This is a genomic window from Erwinia sp. TECH1, assembly GCF_054057575.1.
Map to the genome: position 1 here is coordinate 1,255,975 of NZ_JBSRZK010000001.1, position 22,090 is coordinate 1,278,064.

The following is a 22,090-nucleotide window of genomic DNA, read 5'->3' on the forward strand; positions in this document are numbered from 1 at the left end:
GCGGTGTTCAGGCCGATTTACGCCGCCGCAGCAGGATCTGTTTGCGGGTAAAGAGGCGGGTCATCACCAGGGCAAACAGCGCGAACAGGCCGCCTATAGCGGTGGTTTCCAGACGATGGGTGGCAACAACAATTTGCGACGTTCCCAGGCTGGCGATCATAAACACCACCATCATGGTGACGATAAAGGCAAAGACGAAATAGGATTTAGCGATCAGCGAATAGGACCAGGTAAAGGCGGCGTAACCAAACAGCATAAATCCGCCGATCAGGTAAAGCGGAGAGTCACACAGATCGATAAGCGCCGCCGCCGCAATACTGCCCATCAGCGTGCCCAATACGCGCGCGCGCACCCGCGACAGCGAATCCCGATAGTTGTTACGCAGACAGATTAACAGCGTCATGCCCGCCCAATAGCCGTTTTTCAGATGGAAAAATTCCACGCCGGAGAGCGCCAGCCCCATCGCCATTAGCGCAAAGAAAACCGACCATTGCAGATGGATTTTGTGTTTATATTTGCCTGTTGTGACGCGTAAAAAACGCAGCCAGGCGCGCGGATAAACGTCTTTCAGATAAAAAGGGTAGCGGCGGAACACCAGATAGAGGAAAAACATCTGGATCAGACCGCCAGCGCCAACCAGCATAGCCCGATCGGCGGCGTGCTCCGGCGAACCGGCAAAATAACCGGAGACCAGCCAGGCGATCGACCATTGCAACAGCATCCACCATGCGCTGTCATCCACGTTCGCCATCGTCACGTAAACGGCCGCATAAAGCATGGCTCCGGCAATATAGAGCGGCGTGATGTTGCCCGCCAGGCAGCCCAGCGCTGAAGAGAGCGCCACCCCCAGCGTGGTGGTAAACAGCAGCGAAAAAGAAGATCCGCCCCAGGTTTTATTCGCACCGAACGCCAGCGTCAGCGCGCCGCTGGCAACCAGGCCTGCGGCCTGCACCTGTCCGAAGGTAAAGCCGGTCAGATAGATAACGAGCAGCGCGGGCAGGCAGCAGAGGCCCAGCAGTAAATCATGTCGCGGCAGGGGAATTAAACGCATGCGGTAGCCAAATGTCCTTGTAGCTAATAACGAAAGCAAGCATAGCGCAGCACGGCTGATCTGCTATAAATTCCAGTAAATTCATGGCAATGCTTCTGATACCGTCGCTGGTGCCGGGCCGCAGGCTTGCAAAAGTTCACGCGACTGATTACGCTCAACGGCCTGAGGCGATGGCGTGCCGCCTTTCCCAACCGCCCCGCTCATAAGGGGCTGATGACGCCTGACAACGCTCTCTTTTAACCAGCAGGAGTGCGCGTCGGGCTTCTTACGCAATCCTCGTCACTCTATTGAGGAAGATGATGTTTAAACCTCTGCTCGCTGTGATTATCGGCGGTTCGGCCGGTTGCGTTATTCGCTGGCTGCTGGCCGTCCGTCTTAACTCGTTGTTTCCAAATCTGCCGCCGGGTACGCTGCTGGTGAATCTGCTGGGCGGATTTATTATCGGCGCGGCGATGGCGTGGTTTTTACGTAATCCGCAGCTTGATCCTGCCTGGAAGCTGCTGATCACCACCGGCCTGTGCGGCGGCATGACCACGTTTTCCACCTTTTCGCTGGAAATTGTTACGCTGATGCAGGCGGGAAACTATCTGTGGGCGATGGTTTCCGTATTAACGCACGTGGTTGGTTCGCTGCTGATGACGTTCGCCGGCTTCTGGCTTATCACTTTAGTGATGGGCTGATGGGCTGATGAGCTGATGAGCTGATGAGCTGATAGGGCGCACCAGCCCGAAAACCGTATTACTGCGGCGGCTGTTCCTCATCCTCATCGCTATCGAAAGCTAACGCGCTGGCGCTGGCGGCATCAAACAGCGACAGGCTCTCAATCTGACTGAGCAGAATAACTTTACGGAACGCCATCGCGGATTTCGGTTCCGAATCCAGCGTAATATTATGCTCCGCATACCACTTGCTGTAGTTGTGTTCTACGCATAGATTCAGCGTCTTGCCGTCACGATAGCCGCTCAGCATCGGGATCAGCACAATATTAGCGGTATTCTCGATCTCATAGGAAGCCGTATGGATCATACCGATATAGATGCGGCGCGATTTCAGCGTTACCCAGGCCAGCTCGCCTTCTTCCATGCACTGAAACAGAATGCCTTCAACGCCGTTAGAGCGCGAAAGTTCTTTATAAAGCTTTTTGCGGCCCTTGCTGTTCAGCCTGGCGCTGCCGGACCAGTTAGAACGGTAAAGACAAAAGGCGACGGCAAAAGAGAGCATCACCACAACTGGCGCCTGGATACCGAGAAAGCTCCAGTTCATAAATTCCATTTGCCAGTTGTGGTGATGACCGCCCGTAAGCTCAGGCATGATGTTCAGCAGGCTGGAGCAGGCGAGCAGAAAGAGCCAGATTAGCCCGGTGGCGATCACGCCCTGCAAGACAAAAATACAGCCGTAAAGGGCGACCAGAAAGTAGACGTCCCAGCCAAAAGAACGCTTGATTTTAAAGCGGGTGGAAAGGTCGCGACTGGTGTACCAGTAGCCGCAAACCATCAAAACCATAAATATCGCCGTTCCCATTTCAGGCCTCTTTATTTGTTTACCTGCCGTGCAGGCTCAGAAAGTTTCCTTTGTCAGAAAGTTGTGCGCCGTCCCTGGCGCCTCGATTAGTTGTCCGTTTGCGGCGCAGGATCGTCCTGGAGATGCTTTTTAAAGTGCTTCTCGATCTGTTCCAGCGTTTTTCCCTGCGTTTCCGGCGCGAACAGTACCGCAAAGATACCGCCAGCGATACCGATAGCGGCAAAGGCAAAGAAGGTGTTGGTCAGGCCGAATTTTTCCAGCAGCGTTGGGAAAAGAAACGCGATGGAAAAGTTCGTCATCTGCATGGCGAAAACGGAGATGCCGTTAGCCATCCCACGGATACGCATCGGGAACATTTCCGACAGCAGCAGCCAGGTGACCGGCGACAGCGCGCCCTGCTGGAAGCAGAGGAAGATCAGCATGCCGGCCAGCACCAGGTAGCTGCGCAGCACGTCCGGATGACCATCAACCGTTTCCGGCATCAGCCAGGTCAGCAGCCCAATCGCCAGCAGCGTGCAGGTACAGCCAATCTGGCCGGTCAGCAGCAGCGGACGACGGCCAAAGCGGCTCAGCAGCATAATTCCCACGAAGGTCATAATCACGGAAATGACGCCGTTAGCGATGGTCGCCAGCAGCGAGGCGTTAGTGCCCAGGCCGGTCGCCTGCAGCATGGTCGGCGCATAGAACATAATAGTATTTACGCCGGAAAGCTGTTGCAGCATCGCCACGCCGATACCCAGCGCGACCAGGCGCTTCATCCAGGTCGAAATCGTCTTTTTACGACGGGCGTTTTTCTCGCTTTTCGAGGACATCGATTTACGGATCTCGCCCATTTCTTTCTCTACCACGCGCGAATGGCGGGTGCGCTCCAGCACGTCGCGCGCCTCACGGTAGCGGCCGTGCATTGCATACCAGCGAGGCGTATCCGGCAGGAACAGCATCCCGACCCACAGCACAACTGCCGGAACGCAGGCTACGCCCAGCATCCAGCGCCAGGTGGTTTCGCCGCCCCAGACTTCGTTAATCGCGGCGTTGCTGGTATAGGCGATCAGCTGGCCAGAAACGATCATCAGCTCCTGAAGCGTCACGAACTGCCAGCGGCGATTGGCCGGCACGATTTCCGCAATATACACGGGAACGATAGCCGCCGCGCCGCCTACGGCCAGGCCGAGGATAAAGCGGAAGGTGATCATCATCTCCACGTTTGGCGCGGTGGCGCAGCCCAGCGAACCGGCCATAAAGATCACCGCCATCACCAGGATGACTTTTTTACGACCAAAGCGGTCTGCCACGCGCCCGGCGAAGATGGCGCCGATGGCGGAACCCAGAATTAAGAAGCTGGTGACCATCCCGGTGGTCAATGACGTTAAATGCAGGTCGTGCTTCATAAAAAGCAAGGCGCCCGCAATCACCCCGGTATCATAGCCGAACAGTAAACCGCCAAGCGTCGCGATAAACGCGATCACTTTTACCAGGGGTTCGGTCGGGGTACTCGTTTGAGTGCCGGCTGTCCCGCCGTTTGATGTCTGATTCACAAGTTACTCCCTTGCCAACGTTATTATTGTGATAATGATGTGATAAGCATCACAAGATTAAATCTACTCCACGCCGGGCATTTAGCCAGGCGAAACGGGAAATATAATTGCTTTTGCCCAGGGAAAATGGCCATCTTGCTTATAAAATGCGCTAAAAAGGAAGAAAGTGGATCAGAATGCAACAGAAGGTGCAGCCAGCGGCGTTTCAGTTTGCTCGTTTCTGAACGTAATGGTAATTTCTGGGATAATTTATTGCGGGGAGTAATGATGAAGCAGCTGGTTATCGATATCTTAATGAAGATGGCTAAAATTGAAGTTGATGCAAAAGAGCTGACGGCGCAGGTAGAAGCGCAGTCGCTGCTGGTGGCGGCGCTGCTGCTGACGGCGGGAAAAGGCGACGGCGCATCGACGATTTCAGACAACATCCAGAACGCCATCGTGGCGGCCACGACATCCGGTGAAAGCTTTTTACAGTCGGATATCGATCTGTTGTTGACCCATATTAATCGACTGCTGGCGGTGACGCGCTACGTCGATGAAAAAGCCGAGGCGCAATAGCCTCTCCGCGAGGAAAAGTGATGGCTGAACAGGAACGTCGTTTGCCGCTTCCGCCCTTTACGCGTGAAACGGCAGCAGAGAAGGTGCGCCTGGCGGAAGACGGCTGGAACAGTCGCAATCCGCAAAAAGTGGCGCTGGCCTATACCCTGGATACGCAATGGCGTAATCGGGCGGAGTTTATTCATGGCCGTCAGGAAGCGGAGGCTTTTCTGAGCCGTAAATGGGCGCGCGAGCTGGAGTATCGCCTGATTAAAGAGCTGTGGGCTTTCACGGACAACCGCATTGCGGTGCGCTATGCCTACGAGTGGCATGACGATTCCGGCAACTGGTTCCGCTCTTACGGCAATGAAAACTGGGCGTTCGATGACAATGGCCTGATGACCACGCGCTATGCCTGTCTTAATGACCTGCCCATACAGGAAAGCGAGCGTAAATTTCACTGGCCGCTGGGCCGTCGCCCGGATGACCATCCCGGCCTGAGCGAGCTGGGGCTCTAGCGCCGAGGCAAACCAGAAGCGGGCAGCCTGGCTCAGGCCGTCTGCTTCTGGGCTGTTCTGAGTCGCCTGACGGGCGCCGCATGCAAGCTCAACCAATACCTGCCTTCTGCGTTAACATTCATGGCTTTTGAAGAGCCATCCTCACCTTTGCCACTAAACGTCCAAAAAAAATTGTCTTACGGATTTATATCCGTCGTTTCGCTGTCATGGTTGCGATAGACCTCGCCGCACAGTAATACGGCGGAAGGGCGGCGTTCATGAATACGCTCTGCCATGCGCTCACAGGATGCGCGCGTCGGGAAAATATGTTCGGACACCGGTAAAGCGTCACAGGCGTCGTGGCCGCAGGCGCTAACCAGTAAAACGAAGCCGATTAACATTGTTCCCTCCGTAATAAAACCACATCAGTCCCAAAGTATAGGCGAAAAGCGAGGCGGCCGACGAATGTCAGCTGGCGATGCGGTACAGCCATGGGGTTGAAAAGCGAGGCGGACGTTAACTAAAAGCCGGCCCTTTATGACTAAAAGGCCGGCTGCGGACTAATGAGCCGTGGTGGAGGTGGTCGTTGTGGTGGTTCCCGTGTTCGAACCGTCGCCGCCGCCGCCCATGGTCGCCAGAGCGATACCGAGCAGCGCGCCGACCGCGCCGACGCCAACAGCGTTGGAGTTACCGTCAGAAAGCGTGGTCGCTTCACTGCCGGCGGCGACGCCCGCGGCGGCTGGTGCTGGTGCGGCAAAAGCGGCATGGCTGCCCGTCATCATCAGGAACAAAGCCAGCGCGGTGATTTTTTTCATTATTTTTATCCTCAGGCGTTATACAGGTGTTGTTGGCGGAAAGCTTAGTTTTAATCCTTTGCGTTGCAAATAGCCGCAAAACAGCCTTTTTGCTTATTTTCTGTTTAAGAATGGCGTAAACAGATCCAGTCATTAACAGAGTATGGAAAGTAAAAAAGGCTGGCGCAGAAAGCGCTAAAGCTGGCGAGTGCCAGACAGTAAGAGGTGAAAAGGTAAAACTACAGAATAATCTTAATGCGCCGGGCGGCGATAAAACGATCGGGTCTGGTCATAAATCAGATCCGCTTTATTCCAGAGTTTTGGCGCAAATTTAAGAATAAACGACGGCATAAAATCCTGGTTGTTAATCGCTGTTGCGACTTAAGGTAAATTTCGGCCCGAAAAATTGTGTGGCGATATTATTTCTCGTTAATAAGTATGACTAAAAGATGACGAACAGGCGCCCGGTGGCTGATTTCATTGAAAAAAGCGAAAAATAGCGACAGCATAACGATAACCAGTTTAAAAGACTGAGAGATGGCAATCTCCCCAGCTTCTGCCAGACTTAAAATTTACCGGCAACAGGAGGAGACGATGAGTACAGATCACGATTTACTGGCTTCGAGCGATGAAGAAGTGTGCACCATTATTGGTAAAGCGGTGGTTGACCTGAGCATAACAGGACAGCCTGTTAATAAGGCCACGCTGGCGCTTAAGCTGTTGGCGATGGCGGATCAGGACAGCGATGAAGAGCGAATTTTACTCTACTGGATTGCGCGCAGAGCAATCAATCAGCCACACAGATTTGCCGCAGCCAGTTACTGACGGTCCGTGGCGCACCGGTAGTTTGCCGGAAGAACGGCCGCTTTCCGAGGCGGCCGCTCTTACTGCTTCAGGCGATCAGGCAGGACGCCCGGGGATGTATCGCGCAAGCAGCCAATGCGGCGTACGCAAGGGAGCCGTCGGAACATCAGGTAATACGACGTACCCAGGGGATCTGCCGTAGCAGCCAGGTAATAGCGGCGGAAATAGCGAAGCAGGCCAGCGCGACGGCCGGAATGGTCAGCGCGGATGAATAGCCTTCAAATTCGATATGCAACAGATGCAGCAGCGACTCCAGCACCATCAGGTGCACAAAGAAAATCCCCAGGCTCAGCCGCGATAGCCCGTGGATAAGCCGTATGGCGCGCTTGCTATAGTGGAAGGGCGCATTCAGCAGCATAAAGAAGCAGGCCAGTGAAACCACTACCAGCGTCGGCGCGGAGTAAAACAGAAAAATGGCGTTAGGCGCAAAAGTGCTGATTGAAAGCGAATAGGTCATTACCGACGTTAACACCGCAGACAGAATAAAGATAATGCCTGAAATCACGACCTTGGGATTGATATCAAAACGCCTCGCCACGCCGCCGATAATATAAAAACCGGACAGATACACCACCATATCAATATTGCTGGGCGCCGGAATGGCGTGGCCTTCCAGCAGGTTCGCCTTAACGTTATCAAACAGCATATAAACCGAAGCCAGCACAAACCAGACAGTAACGGTGTAATTAACGCGCTGCTGGCTACCATTTTGAATAAATGTATTCAGCAACGGCGTCACCAGATAAAGCAGGATCATCGTATAGATAAACCACATATGCGGATAGGCGGGCGTGCTCAGCAGCTCCAGCAGGCTGACCGGTGAAGTATCCGCGTTAACTTGTTTATTATAAATAATATAAATAACGGACCAGACAACCAGCGGGATTACCAGATCCAGCACGCGCGTTTTTAACGTACTGAGCAGCGACTCATTTTTATTAAGAGAAACGTAGCCGGCAATCAGTAAGAAGAGGGGAAAAGCGATGCGCCCGAGCGCTTCATACATCACGGACACTGACCAGGCCAGATGGAAATAGCTGAAAGGAACGGCCGCCGTATGTAGCAGAACAACCAGATAGGTGGCCACCAGCGTCAGCAGCTTAATATTCATTTTTTTCAACACTTAACTCCTTGTCAGGAAGCGTAATCAGACGCGAGCAGTCAGATTATAGCCATTCGGCTAAAGGTAACATACTCCGTCGTACAGACGTATCTCCGGACAGGAAAAAAGCGTTCAGGTCTGGCGCCTGGCCGCCTCGCCGTTAGCGTACCAGGACGAAGCCGATAGGGCGAAGTGCGTGACCGCCTCGCCGTTAGCGTATCAGCGCGAAGCCGATCGGGCGTAGTGCCTGGCCGCCTTGCCGTTAGCGTACCAGGGCAAAGCCGCTCAGATGTGGTGCGTCGCCGCCTCAATAGTCAGCGTGCCGGGGCAAAGCTGGTCAGGCTTGACGAGGCGATATTCGGCCTGGCCCTGGTGGATATACATGCAGGCACGTCCTGCGGATCCGCCATCCTGCTCCTGAGAGAGCGTCAGCGTGACCTGCTGCGCCGGCGCGTTCAGCGGCAGCAGCACGGTAAAAAGCGCTGGCACGGCCAGAGTAAGAAAAGTGTTCGATCCATTCATCATAAACAGCCAGAAGTTAATAGAAGAGGCCCGGCTCTGCTTTTGTGAGGCACTGCCAGTGATAAGCTATGACGGTAGCGTCCCGACACGGCGACCTGCAAGCTTTCACGCATAATATCGGACGAAGCCTGGTCAAATCAGCTGGAAAACTCTTAATATAGCTGGAATCAAAACTTTTGCCGGTTTTGCAAAGAAAGCTCATTAAATATCAACAGGTTTTGATAAGCAGGAAAGCAAATTATTTTCTTTTCAGGGCCAGCGTAATATGAAAAAGGATTAGAAGAGAGGAAATTTGGCTTAGAGGGAAAAAATTGCCTCGGGAAGTGGGAAACCCTACTGCACTTCCTGAGGCTATGCAAATGCATAATACGTTACGCACGGGAATGTAGACTTTTTTAACGCCTTGTACAAGTTTTATTTAATCCTGTACAACTTTTCGTTAATGCATAGTTATGCAGTGGCAATAAACGTGCTATCTGAGGGATCGTGCGAGACAGGATCGCGATCGATCGGGATCGAAAGCTGGCGGCAACGCGTGACAAGTAGCAACAGCCGAAAGCCGATACGGCACTGGAAACAGAGAAAATATTCTGCCGAAAAGGGCGAAAGTTGTTAAAATTACTCTTTACTCTTTTTTCATGGAAGCCGCTATGTCATCAGAAATTGCTCATCCTTCAAGCAGCCCTAAACAGGCCGCGCTCCAGCTGGTTATTGAACTGGTTCGCGCCGGTAAACTCAGCCCGTTACAGGGCGATGCGTCGAACATGATCTCTATTTACGAGCAGTTCAAAACGCATTTTGAGTCCGACAAGCACAAGCACTCTGCCGACTCCGCTATCTCCTGATATCCCGGCGGGCGGTAAACCGCCCGCTTCGCGCCTAAATCTTACTTACCGCGTCGTAGTACAGCATACTCACGCCAATGCTCTGGCGAGCCCCCTGTACGTTGCTGCGTAAGCCAACCAGCTTCTGCCCCTGCAGCGTCACTACGTAAGGCGAATCCTGCTGGATCTGCGTTTGCAGCTGCTGATAAAGCGCGCTGCGCTTCCGGGCGTCGCTCTCGGCCGCTGCGGCCCGCGTCTCCTGGCTCAGCTGCGGAATGGCCCAGCCCAGTCGCCATGCCAGGGTTTTCGGCCCGCCCGGCACGTTATAGGCAAAGGCGCTGGCGTTGGTGTTGGGATCGATATAGTCCGCGCCCCAGTAAATAAAGATCGACTGAAAATCCCGCCCGCGCATTTTCCCCCACAGCTCGGCTTCCGCCACCGGCTGAATGGCCAGCTCAATATCCGCTTTGGCAAAGCTGGCCTGTAGCGCCTGCGCCACGTCGGTGTAAGGCGGCTGGTTAACGATGGTCAATGAAAAGCGGGTACCGGGCTTGATGCCGCCCTGAGATAAAATGGCTTTAGCCTTCGCCAGATCGTAATGAAAGGGCTGGTTTTCCAGCGCGCCATCGAAACCCTGCGGCAGAAAGCTCTGATGCACCTGATATTGCCCTTTCAGCAGCTGCTGCGAAATAGCCTGATAATCCACCAGCCAGCGCGCTGCCTGCCACAGCGCCGGATTGCTTAAGGCGGGCTGCTGCTTATCCTGGGTATTGAAACCCAGATAGTAGACAAGGCTGGAAGGGAAGCTGGCAACGGTGACGCCCGGCTGATTTTTCAGCGCCGCAAACTGATCGGCCCCTAAATCATAGGCGACATCGGCATCGCCCTGTTGCAGCAGCAGACGACGCGAGCCGGCATCGGCCACGCCCTTCAGGATCACTCTTTTCAGCTTCGGCGCCGGGACAGCGTGCGTGTTCTCCTCCAGCACCAGCGCCTGCTGCGGCACGAAGTTGCGAATGCCGTAGGCGCCGCTGCCGGCGGAGTGGGTACGCAGCCAGCCGTTGCCGTAATCGTTGCCGCTGGCGTGCTGTATAGCCAGCCTGCGGTCAACGATGGAAGCCACAGGCGCGGTCAGCAGGCGCAGCGCCAGATCGCGGCCGATAGCGGCAGGCCAGCGGATTTCCACCTGATTGTCACTGCGGCGGATCAGCTGCTGGTCTATATTTTCCGGCGTCCAGCCGAACTCGGCCAGGATAAACGAAGGCGTCTTATTCAGCTTGACCACGCGGCTCAGCGACCAGATAACATCGTCGGCGGTGACCGGATTGCCGCTGGCGAAGGTCGCGCCCGGCTTCAGGGTAAAGATCAGGCTGTGTTCGCTGCCGCCCGGCTGCCACGATGTCGCCAACTGCGGCGCCAGTTTAGTGGGATCGTCGCGATCGGCATCGACCAGCTTCTGATAAAGGTTGATCAAGCTGCTGCTGCTGACGGTTTCAAAGCTTTCCGCCGGATCGAAGCTGATAATGCCGTCCAGCGGAATGGCTACGATTAACGTGTCGGCGGGCGTAGCGGCGTAAGCCTGCGCGGCGAACAGGCTGGCAAAAAGAACGGAGGCAATCTTGCGCATCGGCATAACCTGAAGAGAGAGATATCAGGACTATAGGAGGAAAAAAGCGGCGGGGAAATGCGAATTCTGGCAAGGGTTAGCAGTTTAAGAGATTAGCCAGATCAAGCGCTTATGGCTGAACACCGCGTTCAGCCATCGCCCGTTATTTAATGTAGCCGCGCTCCATTCTCACCGCGCGGTCGCACATATGGTCGATCACGTCCGGATCGTGGCTGACCAGCACCATCGTCAGGTTATCCTGCTGCTTCAGATTGTTCAGCAGGTTGAGGATTTCGGCCTGCACCGACATATCCAGCGCGGAGGTCGGCTCGTCCAGCAGCAGAATTTTCGGCTCCAGCAGCAGCGCGCGCACGATAGCGACACGCTGACGCTGGCCGCCGGAAAGCTGATGCGGATAGCGATCGGCCAGCGCCGGATCCAGCCCGACATGGCGGAATCCCTGCTCGATACGGTCATCGATATCGCGCACCTTCAGCAGCTTCAGCGGCTCCGCCAGCGTGCGCTTCAGACGATGGCGCGGATGCAGCGAAGCATAGGGATCCTGAAACACCATCTGCACGTCCCGACGCAGCTGCCCGGTAAAGGGTTTGCCGGACGTCGCCTGATGGCCGGCCAGCGTCATCGTGCCCTGCCAGTTTGGGTTCAGACCGGCCATAACCCACAGCAGCGACGATTTGCCGCAGCCGGAAGGCCCGACCAGGCCGAAGCATTCGCCCGCCGCAACCTGAAGCGACACGTCATGCACCACGGTGCGCTGTTCATAGCCCTGGCGGTGCGCGACGCTGAGGTTCTGTAAATCAATCATGCTCACGGTAAGCCTCCAGCGCGGCGCGATCCAGCGTCGGCAGCGGTTTGCCCTGCGTGGCTTTACTCGGGCGACACGACCACAGGGTGCGGGTATAGGGATGCGTGGCCTGCGGCAGATTAGCAGCCGGCAGCGTATCCAGAATATTGCCCTGATACATCACCATCACGCGCTCGCAGTGTTCGGAAACCTGCTGTAAATCGTGGCTGATCAGCAGCAGGCCCATATTCCGTTGTTCCACCAGACGGCGGATTAACGCCAGCACCTGATCGCGCATGGCGTGATCCAGTGCGGAAGTCGGCTCGTCGGCAATCAGAAACTGTGGGTCGGCAATCAGCGCAATCGCCAGCATCACGCGCTGGCCCATGCCGCCGGAAAGCTGATGAGGATAGCGCTGCATCAGCTGCGCGGGCTGCGGCAGGCCTACCGCATCCAGCATCTCGCAGACTTTTTCTTTGATTTCGGCGCGGCTGAGGCGGGCGTGCAGTTTCAGCGGCTCCGCCACCTGCCAGCCAATGGTACGCATCGGATTCAGGGCATATTTCGGATCCTGCATCACCATCGCCAGCCTGCTGCCGCGCAGCTGGCTCCAGCGGCTTTCGCTCAGCGTCAGCGCATTTTCGCCCGCCACGCTAAGGGTGGAAGCCTGTAAATGCAGGGCGGGGGAGAACAGGCCCATCAGGCTGCGCGCGGTCAGCGACTTGCCGGAGCCGGATTCGCCCACCAGCGCCACGCGCTCGCGGCCCAGCGTAAAGCTGATGTTTTTGACCAGCGCCACACCGGCGGCGCTGCTTATCGTCAGGTTGTCCGCCACAACCAGCGGCGTAGAGTCAGTTGGCATTTCGGGTATCCAGTCGGTCACGCAGGCCATCGCCCGTCAGGTTAAAGGCCAGGCTGGCGAACAGGATCGCGCCGCCCGGCGCGGCGGCTACCCACCACTGGTCAAAGATGACCTTGCTGCCTTCGGCGACCATCGATCCCCATTCCGCCGTCGGCGGCTGCACGCCCATGCCCAAAAAACCGAGGCCGGCGGCGGAAAGGATAATGCCGCCCAGGCTCAGCGCGGCGCGCACCACGGCGCTGGGCAGGCAGAGCGGCAGAATATGGCCGAACATCAGGCGCAGGCCGTTGATGCCCTGCATTCTGGCGGCGGCCAGATAGTCGCTGCGGCGCAGCGCCAGCGTTTCGGCGCGCGCCTGACGAGCGAAAGGCGGCCAGCTGGTTAACGCCAGCGCCAGCGCGCCGTTCAGCAGGCCAGGGCCGAGCATTGCCACCAGCGCCAGCGCGATCACCAGGTTCGGCAGCGACAGGAAAATATCGGTAATGCGCATCAGCACGCGCTCCGTCCAGCCGCCAAGATAGCCCGCGCAGATGCCGACCAGCATCCCGACCGGGATAGTCAGCAGCAGGATCAGTGATACCAGCAGCAGCGTAGGGCGAGAGCCGTAAATCACGCGGGAAAGCAGATCGCGGCCAAAGCCGTCGGTGCCCAGCCAGTGCGCGGAAGACGGCGGCAGCAGGCGCGCCGAGATAATCTGCGCGTTGGGGTCGAAAGGCGCTAATAGCGGCGCAAACAGCGCGGCCAGCAGCAGGATAGCCACCAGCGTGCCGCCGATAGCCAGCGACGTGACGCGTGGTCGACGGCGTCGGCGCGGGGCGGCGAGTTCAAGATCGGTAAGATTTTGCGTCATCGGGTTCTCGGATCGGTGAGATAAGTTAACGCATCCGCCAGCGCGTTCAGCAGAATAAAGCAGCCGCCGATCAGCAGCGTAGAGCCGAGGATGGCTGGCGTATCGGACGCAAACAGGGCGGTAGTCATATAGCGGCCCACGCCGGGCCAGGCAAAGACGGTTTCGGTCAGCACCGATCCTTCCAGCAGCGTGGCGTAAGAAAGTGCCAGTACGGTGATAAGGGTGCCGCGCACGTTAGGAAAAACGTGCAGCAACAGAATGCGGCCCCGGCTGGCGCCTTTTGCCCGCGCCAGCGTCACGTACTCTTTGCTGCTCTCTTCCAGCAGCGCCGCGCGCAGCAGACGGGTAATGCCCGCCATCGCCAGCAGGCCCAGCACCACTACCGGCAGCCACAGATGGGCAACCGCATTGCGGAACATCTCGGGATCGCCGGAAAGCCAGCTGTCGATCAGCACCAGGCCGGTTTTAGGCTCCAGCGTATAGATCCAGATATCGTCCAGGCGACCCGGCCCGGCCGACCAGTGCAGCACGGCGTAAAACAGCAGCAGGCCGAGCAGGCCCAGCCAGAACACCGGAACGGAATAGCCCAGCAGCGAAACCAGACGCGCCAGGTTATCCACCAGACTGCCCGGTTTCCATGCGGCGACCAGCGCCAGCACGATGCCGAAAAAGGCACCGAAAATCATCGAGCAGGTGGCCAACTCGATGGTGGCCGGAAAGGTGCGCAGCAGATCGCTGGCGACGGGCGAATTGGTCAGGCGTGAAATCCCTAAATCGCCGTGCGCCAGATGCGTCAGATAGTGCCAGAACTGCATCAGCAGCGGCTGATCCAGACCCAGCTCGCTTCTTACCTGCGCGTAGGTTGATTCGCTGGCGTGATCGCCGGCAATCTGCAAAACAGGATCGACCGGCGACAGATGCGAAAGCGTAAAGGTGAAGGCGAGCAGGCCGAGCAGCGTGACCGCCAGCGAGACCAGACCGGTCGCCAGGCGGCCGCCGCGCAGCCAGAACAGCCGGGCGGACCCGGCTTCAGCGGTAAAACGCGCCATTACTTACTGACCTGGCTGTAGTAGACCATATCCGGGTTGATGCCCTGCACGTAGCCTTTGAGATTGGCGCGCAGCGCAATCAGGTTGCGAGCCTGTAAGCCGATTACGTAAGGTGAGTTTTTCTGCACTTCGCGCTGCATGTTTTCATACAGTTTGATGCGCTTTTCCTTATCGCTTTCCGCCGTGGCCGCCAGCGTCTGTTTATTCAGCTCCGGGATATGCCAGTTAGAGCGCCATGCCAGGGTTTTGCTGCCGTCTTCCGGGTTGTAGGCAAAGGCGGAGGCGTTGGTGTTAGGATCGAAATAGTCCGCTCCCCAGGCGTTCAGCGTGGCCTCATACTGATGGGCTTTGACGGCTGTTGCCACTTCGGTGCTGATACCAGGGATCAGCTGAACCTTGACGCCGCCGCGCGCGAAGCTGGCCTGCAACGCCTGAGCGATATCCAGGTAAGGCGGCTGGTTGCTGACGCTCAGCCTGAAGCTGACGTCTTTCAGTCCCGCTTTCGCCAGGATCGCCTTAGCTTTTTCCGGATCGAAAGTGTAAGGATTGTCGTTCAGCGCGCCCAGGAAGCCCTGCGGCAGAAACGACTGATGCACCTGGAACTGGCCTTTCAGCAGATCGTCCGCGATGCCCTTGTAATCGAACAGGTAGCGGGACGCTTCCCAGAACGCCGGGTTTTTCAGCGCCGGGCTGGCGTCGATATTAAACTGCATGTAATACAGCGAGGCCATCGGCACCGCCATTGGCTTCACGTCTGTTTTGCCCTTGAGCGACGCCATCTGATCGGCGCCCAGGTTGCGGGCGATATCCGCATCGCCCTGTTCCAGCAGCAGGCGACGGGCAGCCGGTTCCGGCACGTTTTTAATCAGCACGTTTTTCAGCTTTGGCGCGCCCGCTGGTGAAGAAGCGTTAGCGGAAAGCAGCAGCACCTCATGCGGAATATATTTGCGGATCTGATAAGGGCCGCTGCCCGCCGAGTGCGCGATCAGCCAGCTGTTGCCAAAGTCATTTTTTTGCGCGTTAGCCATCGCCACTTTTTCATCCACGATGGAGGAAACCGGCGCGGCGAGCAGGCTCAGCACGTAGGTCGGGCTGACGTCAGCCGTCCAGCTAATCTGCACGTGGCTGTCGTCGATCTTTTTCAGATGCGAGTCCACGTTCTCTTTGGTCCAGCCCAGCTGGGTCAGGATAAAAGAGGGATCGAGGTTAAGCTTGACCACGCGTCCCAGAGAGAAGATCACATCTTCCGGGCGCAGCGGGTTGCCGGAAGAGAATTTCGCGCCGTCGCGTAGGGTGAAAGTCAGGCTGCGGTTATCGCTGCCCGGCTGCCAGGCGCTGGCCAGCGTTGGCTGCAGGTCGACAGGATTTTGCGGATCCGGCTGTACCAGACGCTGATAGAGATTGGTAAACGCCTGTACCGAGGTCAGCTCAAAGCCCTGCGCGGGATCGAAGCTGTTGGCGTCATCAATAGACTGCGCGATAACCAGCGTATCCGGCGGCGTAGCGGCCTGTGCCGCAAAAGAACCTGCCAGCGCGACGGCAATGGCGGGAAGCAGAAGTTTCATGACGTTTCCTTACCCTGTTTTAATTTGTTGGCGAGTGTAGATTACCTGCATACCGGATAAATAGTAGATTATCGGCTATCGATATGCGAATTGGTTATAAGCAAAACCTATTGGTTATAAACACTAACCATTGCTACCGCAGGAAGGTGGCCCATAGCCAGGGCGCAACGCCGATAAAGTTATTCAGCATATGCAGCGCGACGGGCAGCTTCAGGCCGCCCGAATAAAAACGGGCCAGGCAGAGCAGCAGGGAAAGCGCCGTGAGCGCCAGGAGCGTTTGCAGATGAACATACTGGGTGTGGAGTCCGGCAAAGATCAGCGAAGTGAGTAGCGCACAGGCCAGCCGCTGTCCCGGCACCATCGTTAACAGCGCCTGCAGCAAAAAGCCCCGGAAAACAATCTCTTCAGCCACGGGCGCCAGTATCACCACCGCCAGCGAAAAGGCCAGCGTGCGCCAGGCTTCGATCTGTTCATCGCCGTTTAGCTGCGTGGCGGTCCAGCTTTCCGGCTGTAAATAAAAAGACTGGGAAAAAATCAGGGCAAGCAGCAGCAGGCCGAACAGGAGCAGCGGGCGGAGCCGCAGCACGCCTGACGGCACGCCCGAATAATACCGGTTATACCAGCGCCAGAGCGGCACCAGCACCACAAATTCCAGCAGACAGAGCGCCGGCATCAAAATGCCGTTTTCCGTTAAAAAAGGATGAAGCAGCGGCGTGCCGATCAGCAGCGTAATGCCGTACCAAATCAGGCAAATCCCCGTACAGAGCAGGGCCTCAGTCGCTTTATCCGTTTCTTTATTCATTAGCATGGGCGTGGGAAGCGTATCAGCCGATGGTAGCAAGGGCGAAGGGGAGTGTCGAGGCGGCAGAATTAGTGCGCGCTGCATCTAAATTGTTCAGCCTCCAGGCCGATAGTGCATTAACGATCGCGTCTGGAAGGGAAAAAGGACCTGCGATTTTCAGATAGCAGTCAGGGCGGGCAAACGGGAGTTGTTTGTCAGCCCGCAGGATAAGGTTCGGAGTAGATGAATTTTCCCCCCATGCTTAGCCACCAGGTGCCTTACGGCCAGAAATCCACCTTCTTTACCCGACGAATAGCCGTATCGCTTATTCTGTTGATGAGCGGCGTGACGCTGCTCGCCATGCTTATGGTGGTCGGTATCGCCTGGCGTCAGAACGAAGAGGCCGTTAAGCAGGAAAGTTTTTTACTGCATAACGCCTGGCAGGACGCTCGTCAGGAGTTGATGACCAATATCCGCGATTACGCCTTTTGGGGTGAAGCCTGGAACCATTTACATCTGACGATGGATAAGGTCTGGGCGTTTGAGCAGCAAAACCTGGGGCCGGGTTTATACAGCGAATTCCATTATGACGGCGTCTTTGTGGTCGACGGCGAAGGGCGCACCACCTATTCAGTGGTTAACGGCCAGCTGGACGATCTCCAGCTGGAAAGCTGGCTGGGTATTCAGACCGCGCCGCTTATCGCCAGGGCACGTCTGCTGGCAAAGGAGGAGGGCGCGACCTCGCTGAATACGCTTATCGGTTCGACGCCGGCTATCGTAGCCGCTGCGCCGATCACCACAGGAAAAGTGCCGGGGCTGAAAGCCCGCTCAGGGCCGCCTTCGGTCATGGTGTTCGTCAGCCGCTACACGCCGGAAAAGCTGGCGCAGTTCGGCCGTACGGTCGGCGTGATGAATGCTCGTGTGCCGGGCAACGCGCAGGATACCGCTACCGAGCCCTTTTTGCTGGAGGCGGTATTTGACGGGATGCCGGTGGTGATCCGCTGGGATTCGCAGCAGCCGGGACGGGCGCTGCTGCTGCTGCTGTTACCTGTGCTGCTGCTGGCAGCGGTGATGCTGGCGTTGGTGACGCGACGCGTTATCAGGCACGCCATGTACAACGCCAGGCTTTGCGACGAGCGTTTTTTGCAGCTGATCCACAGTCAGCACGAGCTGGCCGTTAGCGAGGCTCGCTTTCGCGACGTGGCCGAAACCGCGTCTGACTGGATTTGGGAAACCAACGCCGAAGGCGTGCTGACCTACCTTTCCCGGCGCTTTACCGTCGCCACGGGCTTTGCGGTGGAAAAGCTGCTGGATAAATCGATCGACGCGATCCTGCAGCACGATACGCAGCCGGTTTCCGAATGGCTGTTTCAACATCGGCAGGAAGGGCATCGCCATACCCTGCGCTGCTATTCGGTATCGGCCAGCGGCGAAAAGCGCATCTGTAGCCTGGTGGCTAACGCCGTAGAAACGGGCGGACAGATTAGCGGCTATCGTGGCACGGTTTCCGACATTACTCAGGAGATCGAGTCTCAGGCACGCATTCACTATCTGTCGCAGCACGACGCGCTGACCGGGCTGCCAAACCGGCTCTATATGAGCGAGTTTTTGCTGAGCAGGCTACAGGCTCAGCCCACGGCGGAAAGACCGCTGGTGTTGATCAGTCTCGATCTCGATCATTTTAAGCCGATCAATGATACATGGGGCCACGCGGCGGGCGACAGCGTGCTGAATGAGGTCTCGCACCGGTTGCGCAGCGTGCTCAAAGCCGGCGATCTGGTGTCGCGGCAGGGCGGCGACGAATTTATTATTATCGTTTCCGATCTGAACGGCGAACATGAGATTGACGCTTGCTGCCAGGCGCTGCTGGACGAGGTTTGCCGACCTTTCCAGCTGGGTCAGCAGGAAATTTTTATCGGCGCGAGCATGGGGATTGCGCTGGCGCCTGACGATGCGATGCAGGCCGACGAACTGCTGCGGCTGGCGGATATTGCGCTTTATAAGTCGAAGCGGGAAGGGCGAAATCGGTGGACGTGGTACAGCGCGGAAATGGCCGAACAGCTGGTGCTGCGTCGCGAGATGGAGCGCAATTTGCGTAAGGCTATCGCCGGAAACGAACTGAAGCTCTTTTACCAGCCGCGCTATTGTCTGAGAAACACGCGGCTGGACGGCGCGGAAGCGCTGATCCGCTGGGAGCATCCGAGCCACGGCCTGATTATGCCGGATAAATTTATTTCGCTGGCGGAAGAGACCGGGCTGATTATTGATATCAGCGACTGGGTGCTGCATCGGGCCTGCCACGACGCGCTGGGCTGGCCGGAGCCGATGTACGTTTCGGTGAATATCTCGCCGGTGGAGTTTCGTAGCGGCAATCTGGCGCAGCGCGTAGCCAGCGCGTTGGCCACCAGCGGCCTGGAAGCGCACCGGCTTGAACTGGAGATTACCGAAAACATTACGCTCGAAAATCCGCAAAGCGCGCTGGAAGTGATGCAGTCGCTGAAAGCGCTGGGCGTAAAGCTGACGGTGGATGATTTTGGCGCGGGCCATGCTTCGTTGGGCTATCTGAAAATGTTCCCGTTTGACGGCATGAAGATGGATCGATCCTATATGAGCGATTTCCCGCACTCTCCACAGGCGCTGTCGATTGTTGAAGGCATTATCGGGCTGGGGAAAGCTTTCTCGCTGACGGTAACGGCGGAAGGGATTGAAACGCAGGAGCAGTTGCAGGAGCTTCAGGCTATCGCCTGTCAGGAAGGGCAGGGCTACTATCTGGGCCGACCGATGCCGCTGGATCGCTTCAGGCAGCTGCTGGACGCGCCTTGCGATATCGTTCGCAGTTGAATAACAACAGCCCGCTAAAAGCGGGCTGTTGATTAACGGACTTTCACCGCGACCAGCGTCATCATGGCCGCAATCAGCATGAACACTATCAGATCCATGAGTTGCTCCTTTGTTGAGATAATTCCTAAATTATAGCGGATTTTCCTGATTAAAATAAAAGCAATCCGTGCCATTTTCCGCTGGAATCGCTGCGCGAAAAGACCGCGTTTTTGCACCCTGGCGCTTATCTGCTACCCTTGCGACGACAAAAAAGCAAGCTGAGGAGAGAAATCATGATCGGTAAGAAAACACTGGCCGCTTTTGCGGCGGCGATTCTGCTGGCGGGTTGTCAGTCGGGCGCACACAAAGGTGCGGCGTCCGGCCCGACGGATCCAGAACTGGATCGCTGCGGCGCTTCCGACTACCAGCAGTACGTTGGCAAACCGCTTTCCGCCATTGACGGGCTCCGCTTTGAGCACCCGGCTCGTGCGGTGCCGTGGAACTCAGCGGTTACCATGGATTTTAATCTTAACCGGTTGAATTTTATGGGCGACAGCCAGAATACTATCACCCGCGTCTACTGCGGCTAATACCACTTATTCACCCACCAGTGGCGCAGCCGAATGCCCGTGGCGCTGGTCCAGCCGGTGGTGCTTTGCACCACCTTGCTTTTCTTCACGATTAACAGCGTTGGCATCACGTCTGTCTGCCAGCGTGCGGCTATAGCGCCGGTGGGATCGTTAATGACCGGCAGGGTAAGATGTTTACCGTTCAGCAGACGGACGATCTGAATATCGTTGCCGGCATGGTGCACAATGGCCAGCACGTTATAGCCGCTGTTGCTCAGGTTAGTGATATCGCGGGTGGTATAACGACAAACGCTACAGTTGCCACTCCAGAAGTAAATCAGCAGCGGTTTTTTTGCGCTCAGCTCGGCGATAGTAATCGTCCGGCCATCAATAGTATGGAAAATCTGTTGGGCAAAATCTTCTGGCGGTTTCGGTGCGCGCAGCCAGTCCATCAGCCATAACACCAAAGCAATCGCCAGCAATAATGAAAAAATCGTCCGCAAGCCCTGTCTGATATTAGCCATGAGCTTGCCCTGCCACACGCGTCCGGGACAGGCAAGCGCAATAAGCCGTCGTAAAGCCTGTAAGCATGTCCTTTTACCTGAGTAGGAGCAACGGATCCGACCGTTGCTAATAAAGAGAAGTCCGTTCACTTTATCATTTGAAATGTCAGTCTCTTTCACGATACGAAAGGTTATCTGATTGTCATACGCCTGCAACAGGCGCGCTGTACTTTACGCTATTAATAAAGGCGACATTTTGATCTCGCCACAGACAGATATGCCCGTTTGCTTCCCGCCCCGTGCGGTTTTTTTTTGGGCGAGCATTATCGGGTGTTATCAGGAAAAAATAAGGCATAAGGTAAGCGCACTGCTGCCGCTTCAGAGGCGTTACCGTTCAGGGCGTTTTTCTTCCAGTAGCTTGGTCAGCAAGTTGCGATAGCCCTGCAGTTGGGTCTCATCTATCTCGCCTTCCAGCCTGGCAATAACGGTAGCGATAATCGCTTTGCTGGTGGTTGGTCTGCCGTTACGCATCAGTTCGGTCATGATGGCCGCCAGCAGCTCGCTCTCTTTCGGCGCGTTGAAAGCAGGGCTGTTAAAATACTCGGTGATTTCCCGGCCTGCGCCGGTAGCGTGATGAACCATGGTAAACCTCCTGCAAAGCGCCATCGACAGCCCGGCAATGAGATCGGGAAAGGCTTAACGGGCTAATTTACCAAACCGAATAAATTGCCATTTAGCCTGGAAAATAACCAGGTGGAGATTTTTATTAGTCTGGATGGGCGTAGCGGAATGTCCAGCCGCCGCCGCAATATTTTTTTTTCGTTATGCCGTAGCAAAAAGCGTCGCGAGTGAAGGTTTAACTGAATGCGGCAAAAAGATGAAAATTATCTTTATAAAAATCAGCGAATTGACATTAAATTACTTTTTTTTAGTCATCAGCGCTTGTGCCGCAGCGCTGGTTATGAGTAAATGCACCGTCGGTTTTGAAACAGACACGTATGCGAGCAATTTTAGTAAAGCAGTTTTCAGTTAAAGCGTTATCTCAGATATCTCTTCTTCCTGACTTCCTTCTTGAGTGCCCCATAAGTCTACCCTGTTGACAAACCTCGTGCCTTAACGGCTTTATACTTATTGAAGGAAAGACAAATGTCTAACAAAATGACTGGTTTAGTAAAATGGTTCAACGCTGAGAAAGGTTTCGGCTTTATCTCTCCAACTGACGGCAGCAAAGACGTGTTCGTACACTTCTCTGCAATCCAGAACCAGGGTTTCAAAACTCTGGAAGAAGGTCAGAAAGTTGAATTCTCTATCGAAAACGGCCAGAAAGGCCCTGCAGCTGCTAACGTAACTGCGCTGTAATTCGAGAGAAACTTCTGCTGCGACCTCGTCGGGCAGAAGAACAAAAACCCGCCTTATGGCGGGTTTTTTGCGTT

The 22,090-nt window shown here is 56.1% G+C and carries 24 protein-coding genes and 1 riboswitch; of the genes, 8 read left to right on the forward strand and 16 right to left on the reverse strand.

The window, feature by feature from the left end:
• Positions 1 to 7: 7 nt before the first annotated feature.
• Positions 8 to 1,051, reverse strand: coding sequence for an FUSC family protein (locus ACVWZ0_RS05755; protein WP_253455136.1), 1,044 nt, complete (start codon positions 1,049 to 1,051; stop codon positions 8 to 10).
• Between the two features lie 157 nt (positions 1,052 to 1,208).
• Positions 1,209 to 1,281, forward strand: a riboswitch (Fluoride riboswitch).
• Positions 1,282 to 1,350: 69 nt separating this feature from the next.
• Here ACVWZ0_RS05755 and crcB point away from each other — a divergent pair.
• On the forward strand, positions 1,351 to 1,731 hold the full coding sequence (gene crcB, locus ACVWZ0_RS05760; protein WP_253455135.1) for a fluoride efflux transporter CrcB: 381 nt from the start codon (positions 1,351 to 1,353) through the stop codon (positions 1,729 to 1,731).
• 58 nt (positions 1,732 to 1,789) lie between these two features.
• Here the strand turns inward: crcB and ACVWZ0_RS05765 are convergent, their stop codons facing one another.
• Together ACVWZ0_RS05765 and ACVWZ0_RS05770 are read right to left on the reverse strand one after the other, a co-directional pair.
• Complete coding sequence (locus tag ACVWZ0_RS05765; protein ID WP_253455134.1) at positions 1,790 to 2,572, reverse strand: hypothetical protein; 783 nt, start codon at positions 2,570 to 2,572, stop codon at positions 1,790 to 1,792.
• Between the two features lie 86 nt (positions 2,573 to 2,658).
• Entirely contained in the window at positions 2,659 to 4,107 is a 1,449-nt protein-coding gene (locus tag ACVWZ0_RS05770; RefSeq protein WP_253455133.1) for a sugar porter family MFS transporter, read from the reverse strand.
• A 267-nt stretch (positions 4,108 to 4,374) separates the two neighbouring features.
• Here ACVWZ0_RS05770 and iraP point away from each other — a divergent pair, with 267 nt between their 5' ends.
• Both iraP and ACVWZ0_RS05780 read left to right on the forward strand, forming a co-directional pair.
• Positions 4,375 to 4,665 (forward strand): anti-adapter protein IraP, encoded by a 291-nt coding sequence (iraP, locus tag ACVWZ0_RS05775; RefSeq protein WP_253455132.1) that lies wholly within the window; start codon positions 4,375 to 4,377, stop codon positions 4,663 to 4,665.
• Between the two features lie 20 nt (positions 4,666 to 4,685).
• Positions 4,686 to 5,162 carry a nuclear transport factor 2 family protein gene (locus tag ACVWZ0_RS05780; RefSeq protein WP_253455131.1) on the forward strand — a complete coding sequence of 159 codons (477 nt, stop codon included), beginning with the start codon at positions 4,686 to 4,688 and terminating at the stop codon, positions 5,160 to 5,162.
• 176 nt (positions 5,163 to 5,338) lie between these two features.
• Here the strand turns inward: ACVWZ0_RS05780 and ACVWZ0_RS05785 are convergent, their stop codons facing one another.
• Entirely contained in the window at positions 5,339 to 5,542 is a 204-nt protein-coding gene (locus ACVWZ0_RS05785; protein WP_253455130.1) for a hypothetical protein, read from the reverse strand.
• 159 nt (positions 5,543 to 5,701) lie between these two features.
• Positions 5,702 to 5,956 (reverse strand): exopolysaccharide production protein YjbE, encoded by a 255-nt coding sequence (gene yjbE / locus ACVWZ0_RS05790; protein WP_301252269.1) that lies wholly within the window; start codon positions 5,954 to 5,956, stop codon positions 5,702 to 5,704.
• A 573-nt stretch (positions 5,957 to 6,529) separates the two neighbouring features.
• Between yjbE and ACVWZ0_RS05795 the strand changes: the two genes are divergently transcribed.
• Positions 6,530 to 6,760 carry a hypothetical protein gene (locus ACVWZ0_RS05795; protein ID WP_125288345.1) on the forward strand — a complete coding sequence of 77 codons (231 nt, stop codon included), beginning with the start codon at positions 6,530 to 6,532 and terminating at the stop codon, positions 6,758 to 6,760.
• A 145-nt stretch (positions 6,761 to 6,905) separates the two neighbouring features.
• Here ACVWZ0_RS05795 and ACVWZ0_RS05800 read toward each other — a convergent pair whose 3' ends face one another.
• Positions 6,906 to 7,922: an acyltransferase gene (locus ACVWZ0_RS05800; RefSeq protein WP_367317864.1), complete on the reverse strand. Its 1,017-nt coding sequence runs from the start codon at positions 7,920 to 7,922 to the stop codon at positions 6,906 to 6,908.
• 264 nt (positions 7,923 to 8,186) lie between these two features.
• Positions 8,187 to 8,426: a hypothetical protein gene (locus ACVWZ0_RS05805; RefSeq protein ID WP_253455129.1), complete on the reverse strand. Its 240-nt coding sequence runs from the start codon at positions 8,424 to 8,426 to the stop codon at positions 8,187 to 8,189.
• A 647-nt stretch (positions 8,427 to 9,073) separates the two neighbouring features.
• On the opposite strand from ACVWZ0_RS05805, the gene ACVWZ0_RS05810 reads away from it, so the two are divergent.
• On the forward strand, positions 9,074 to 9,268 hold the full coding sequence (locus ACVWZ0_RS05810) for a hypothetical protein (RefSeq protein ID WP_125288348.1): 195 nt from the start codon (positions 9,074 to 9,076) through the stop codon (positions 9,266 to 9,268).
• Between the two features lie 34 nt (positions 9,269 to 9,302).
• Here the strand turns inward: ACVWZ0_RS05810 and ACVWZ0_RS05815 are convergent, their stop codons facing one another.
• From ACVWZ0_RS05815 to ACVWZ0_RS05845, 7 genes are all read right to left on the reverse strand, one after another.
• The gene (locus tag ACVWZ0_RS05815) at positions 9,303 to 10,874 is read right to left on the reverse strand and encodes an ABC transporter substrate-binding protein (RefSeq protein WP_253455128.1); all 1,572 of its coding nucleotides are present in this window, start codon (positions 10,872 to 10,874) and stop codon (positions 9,303 to 9,305) included.
• A 142-nt stretch (positions 10,875 to 11,016) separates the two neighbouring features.
• A complete protein-coding gene (locus ACVWZ0_RS05820; RefSeq protein ID WP_253461095.1) occupies positions 11,017 to 11,679 on the reverse strand; it encodes an ABC transporter ATP-binding protein in 663 nt (220 codons plus the stop codon).
• Positions 11,672 to 12,520 carry an ABC transporter ATP-binding protein gene (locus ACVWZ0_RS05825; protein ID WP_253455127.1) on the reverse strand — a complete coding sequence of 283 codons (849 nt, stop codon included), beginning with the start codon at positions 12,518 to 12,520 and terminating at the stop codon, positions 11,672 to 11,674. Before ACVWZ0_RS05825 ends, ACVWZ0_RS05820 begins: the two co-directional genes overlap by 8 nt.
• Positions 12,510 to 13,370 carry an ABC transporter permease gene (locus tag ACVWZ0_RS05830; RefSeq protein WP_253455126.1) on the reverse strand — a complete coding sequence of 287 codons (861 nt, stop codon included), beginning with the start codon at positions 13,368 to 13,370 and terminating at the stop codon, positions 12,510 to 12,512. The genes ACVWZ0_RS05825 and ACVWZ0_RS05830 overlap by 11 nt, the downstream gene beginning before the upstream one ends.
• The gene (locus tag ACVWZ0_RS05835) at positions 13,367 to 14,419 is read right to left on the reverse strand and encodes an ABC transporter permease (protein ID WP_253455125.1); all 1,053 of its coding nucleotides are present in this window, start codon (positions 14,417 to 14,419) and stop codon (positions 13,367 to 13,369) included. The genes ACVWZ0_RS05830 and ACVWZ0_RS05835 overlap by 4 nt, the downstream gene beginning before the upstream one ends.
• Entirely contained in the window at positions 14,419 to 15,984 is a 1,566-nt protein-coding gene (locus tag ACVWZ0_RS05840; protein ID WP_253455124.1) for an ABC transporter substrate-binding protein, read from the reverse strand. Before ACVWZ0_RS05840 ends, ACVWZ0_RS05835 begins: the two co-directional genes overlap by 1 nt.
• Positions 15,985 to 16,117: 133 nt before the next feature.
• Entirely contained in the window at positions 16,118 to 16,786 is a 669-nt protein-coding gene (locus ACVWZ0_RS05845) for a CPBP family intramembrane glutamic endopeptidase (RefSeq protein WP_253455123.1), read from the reverse strand.
• A gap of 222 nt (positions 16,787 to 17,008) precedes the next feature.
• On the opposite strand from ACVWZ0_RS05845, the gene ACVWZ0_RS05850 reads away from it, so the two are divergent.
• Positions 17,009 to 19,606, forward strand: coding sequence for a bifunctional diguanylate cyclase/phosphodiesterase (locus ACVWZ0_RS05850; protein WP_253455122.1), 2,598 nt, complete (start codon positions 17,009 to 17,011; stop codon positions 19,604 to 19,606).
• Positions 19,607 to 19,878: 272 nt separating this feature from the next.
• Positions 19,879 to 20,175: an I78 family peptidase inhibitor gene (locus ACVWZ0_RS05855; RefSeq protein ID WP_253455121.1), complete on the forward strand. Its 297-nt coding sequence runs from the start codon at positions 19,879 to 19,881 to the stop codon at positions 20,173 to 20,175.
• Here the strand turns inward: ACVWZ0_RS05855 and ACVWZ0_RS05860 are convergent.
• Together ACVWZ0_RS05860 and ACVWZ0_RS05865 are read right to left on the reverse strand one after the other, a co-directional pair.
• The gene (locus ACVWZ0_RS05860; RefSeq protein WP_253455120.1) at positions 20,172 to 20,678 is read right to left on the reverse strand and encodes a redoxin domain-containing protein; all 507 of its coding nucleotides are present in this window, start codon (positions 20,676 to 20,678) and stop codon (positions 20,172 to 20,174) included. The two genes, ACVWZ0_RS05855 and ACVWZ0_RS05860, sit on opposite strands and share 4 nt — an antisense overlap.
• 366 nt (positions 20,679 to 21,044) lie before the next feature.
• Positions 21,045 to 21,299, reverse strand: a complete 255-nt coding sequence (locus tag ACVWZ0_RS05865) for a biofilm development regulator YmgB/AriR family protein (RefSeq protein ID WP_253455119.1) — start codon at positions 21,297 to 21,299, stop codon at positions 21,045 to 21,047.
• A 504-nt stretch (positions 21,300 to 21,803) separates the two neighbouring features.
• On the opposite strand from ACVWZ0_RS05865, the gene cspE reads away from it, so the two are divergent.
• Positions 21,804 to 22,016: a transcription antiterminator/RNA stability regulator CspE gene (gene cspE, locus ACVWZ0_RS05870; protein ID WP_125288360.1), complete on the forward strand. Its 213-nt coding sequence runs from the start codon at positions 21,804 to 21,806 to the stop codon at positions 22,014 to 22,016.
• Positions 22,017 to 22,090: the final 74 nt, after the last annotated feature.

Bases quoted from the DNA above. Each gene is read 5' to 3' on its own strand.
- ACVWZ0_RS05820 (WP_253461095.1), bottom strand. From the start codon at position 11,679: ATGATTGATTTACAGAACCTCAGCGTCGCGCACCGCCAGGGCTATGAA.
- ACVWZ0_RS05805 (WP_253455129.1), bottom strand. From the start codon at position 8,426: ATGATGAATGGATCGAACACTTTTCTTACTCTGGCCGTGCCAGCGCTT.
- ACVWZ0_RS05755 (WP_253455136.1), bottom strand. From the start codon at position 1,051: ATGCGTTTAATTCCCCTGCCGCGACATGATTTACTGCTGGGCCTCTGC.
- yjbE (WP_301252269.1), bottom strand. From the start codon at position 5,956: ATGAAAAAAATCACCGCGCTGGCTTTGTTCCTGATGATGACGGGCAGC.
- ACVWZ0_RS05855 (WP_253455121.1), top strand. From the start codon at position 19,879: ATGATCGGTAAGAAAACACTGGCCGCTTTTGCGGCGGCGATTCTGCTG.
- ACVWZ0_RS05815 (WP_253455128.1), bottom strand. From the start codon at position 10,874: ATGCGCAAGATTGCCTCCGTTCTTTTTGCCAGCCTGTTCGCCGCGCAG.
- cspE (WP_125288360.1), top strand. From the start codon at position 21,804: ATGTCTAACAAAATGACTGGTTTAGTAAAATGGTTCAACGCTGAGAAA.
- crcB (WP_253455135.1), top strand. From the start codon at position 1,351: ATGTTTAAACCTCTGCTCGCTGTGATTATCGGCGGTTCGGCCGGTTGC.
- ACVWZ0_RS05865 (WP_253455119.1), bottom strand. From the start codon at position 21,299: ATGGTTCATCACGCTACCGGCGCAGGCCGGGAAATCACCGAGTATTTT.
- iraP (WP_253455132.1), top strand. From the start codon at position 4,375: ATGAAGCAGCTGGTTATCGATATCTTAATGAAGATGGCTAAAATTGAA.
- ACVWZ0_RS05835 (WP_253455125.1), bottom strand. From the start codon at position 14,419: ATGGCGCGTTTTACCGCTGAAGCCGGGTCCGCCCGGCTGTTCTGGCTG.
- ACVWZ0_RS05830 (WP_253455126.1), bottom strand. From the start codon at position 13,370: ATGACGCAAAATCTTACCGATCTTGAACTCGCCGCCCCGCGCCGACGC.
- ACVWZ0_RS05845 (WP_253455123.1), bottom strand. From the start codon at position 16,786: ATGAATAAAGAAACGGATAAAGCGACTGAGGCCCTGCTCTGTACGGGG.
- ACVWZ0_RS05810 (WP_125288348.1), top strand. From the start codon at position 9,074: ATGTCATCAGAAATTGCTCATCCTTCAAGCAGCCCTAAACAGGCCGCG.
- ACVWZ0_RS05785 (WP_253455130.1), bottom strand. From the start codon at position 5,542: ATGTTAATCGGCTTCGTTTTACTGGTTAGCGCCTGCGGCCACGACGCC.
- ACVWZ0_RS05765 (WP_253455134.1), bottom strand. From the start codon at position 2,572: ATGGGAACGGCGATATTTATGGTTTTGATGGTTTGCGGCTACTGGTAC.
- ACVWZ0_RS05850 (WP_253455122.1), top strand. From the start codon at position 17,009: ATGAATTTTCCCCCCATGCTTAGCCACCAGGTGCCTTACGGCCAGAAA.
- ACVWZ0_RS05795 (WP_125288345.1), top strand. From the start codon at position 6,530: ATGAGTACAGATCACGATTTACTGGCTTCGAGCGATGAAGAAGTGTGC.
- ACVWZ0_RS05860 (WP_253455120.1), bottom strand. From the start codon at position 20,678: ATGGCTAATATCAGACAGGGCTTGCGGACGATTTTTTCATTATTGCTG.
- ACVWZ0_RS05825 (WP_253455127.1), bottom strand. From the start codon at position 12,520: ATGCCAACTGACTCTACGCCGCTGGTTGTGGCGGACAACCTGACGATA.
- ACVWZ0_RS05840 (WP_253455124.1), bottom strand. From the start codon at position 15,984: ATGAAACTTCTGCTTCCCGCCATTGCCGTCGCGCTGGCAGGTTCTTTT.
- ACVWZ0_RS05780 (WP_253455131.1), top strand. From the start codon at position 4,686: ATGGCTGAACAGGAACGTCGTTTGCCGCTTCCGCCCTTTACGCGTGAA.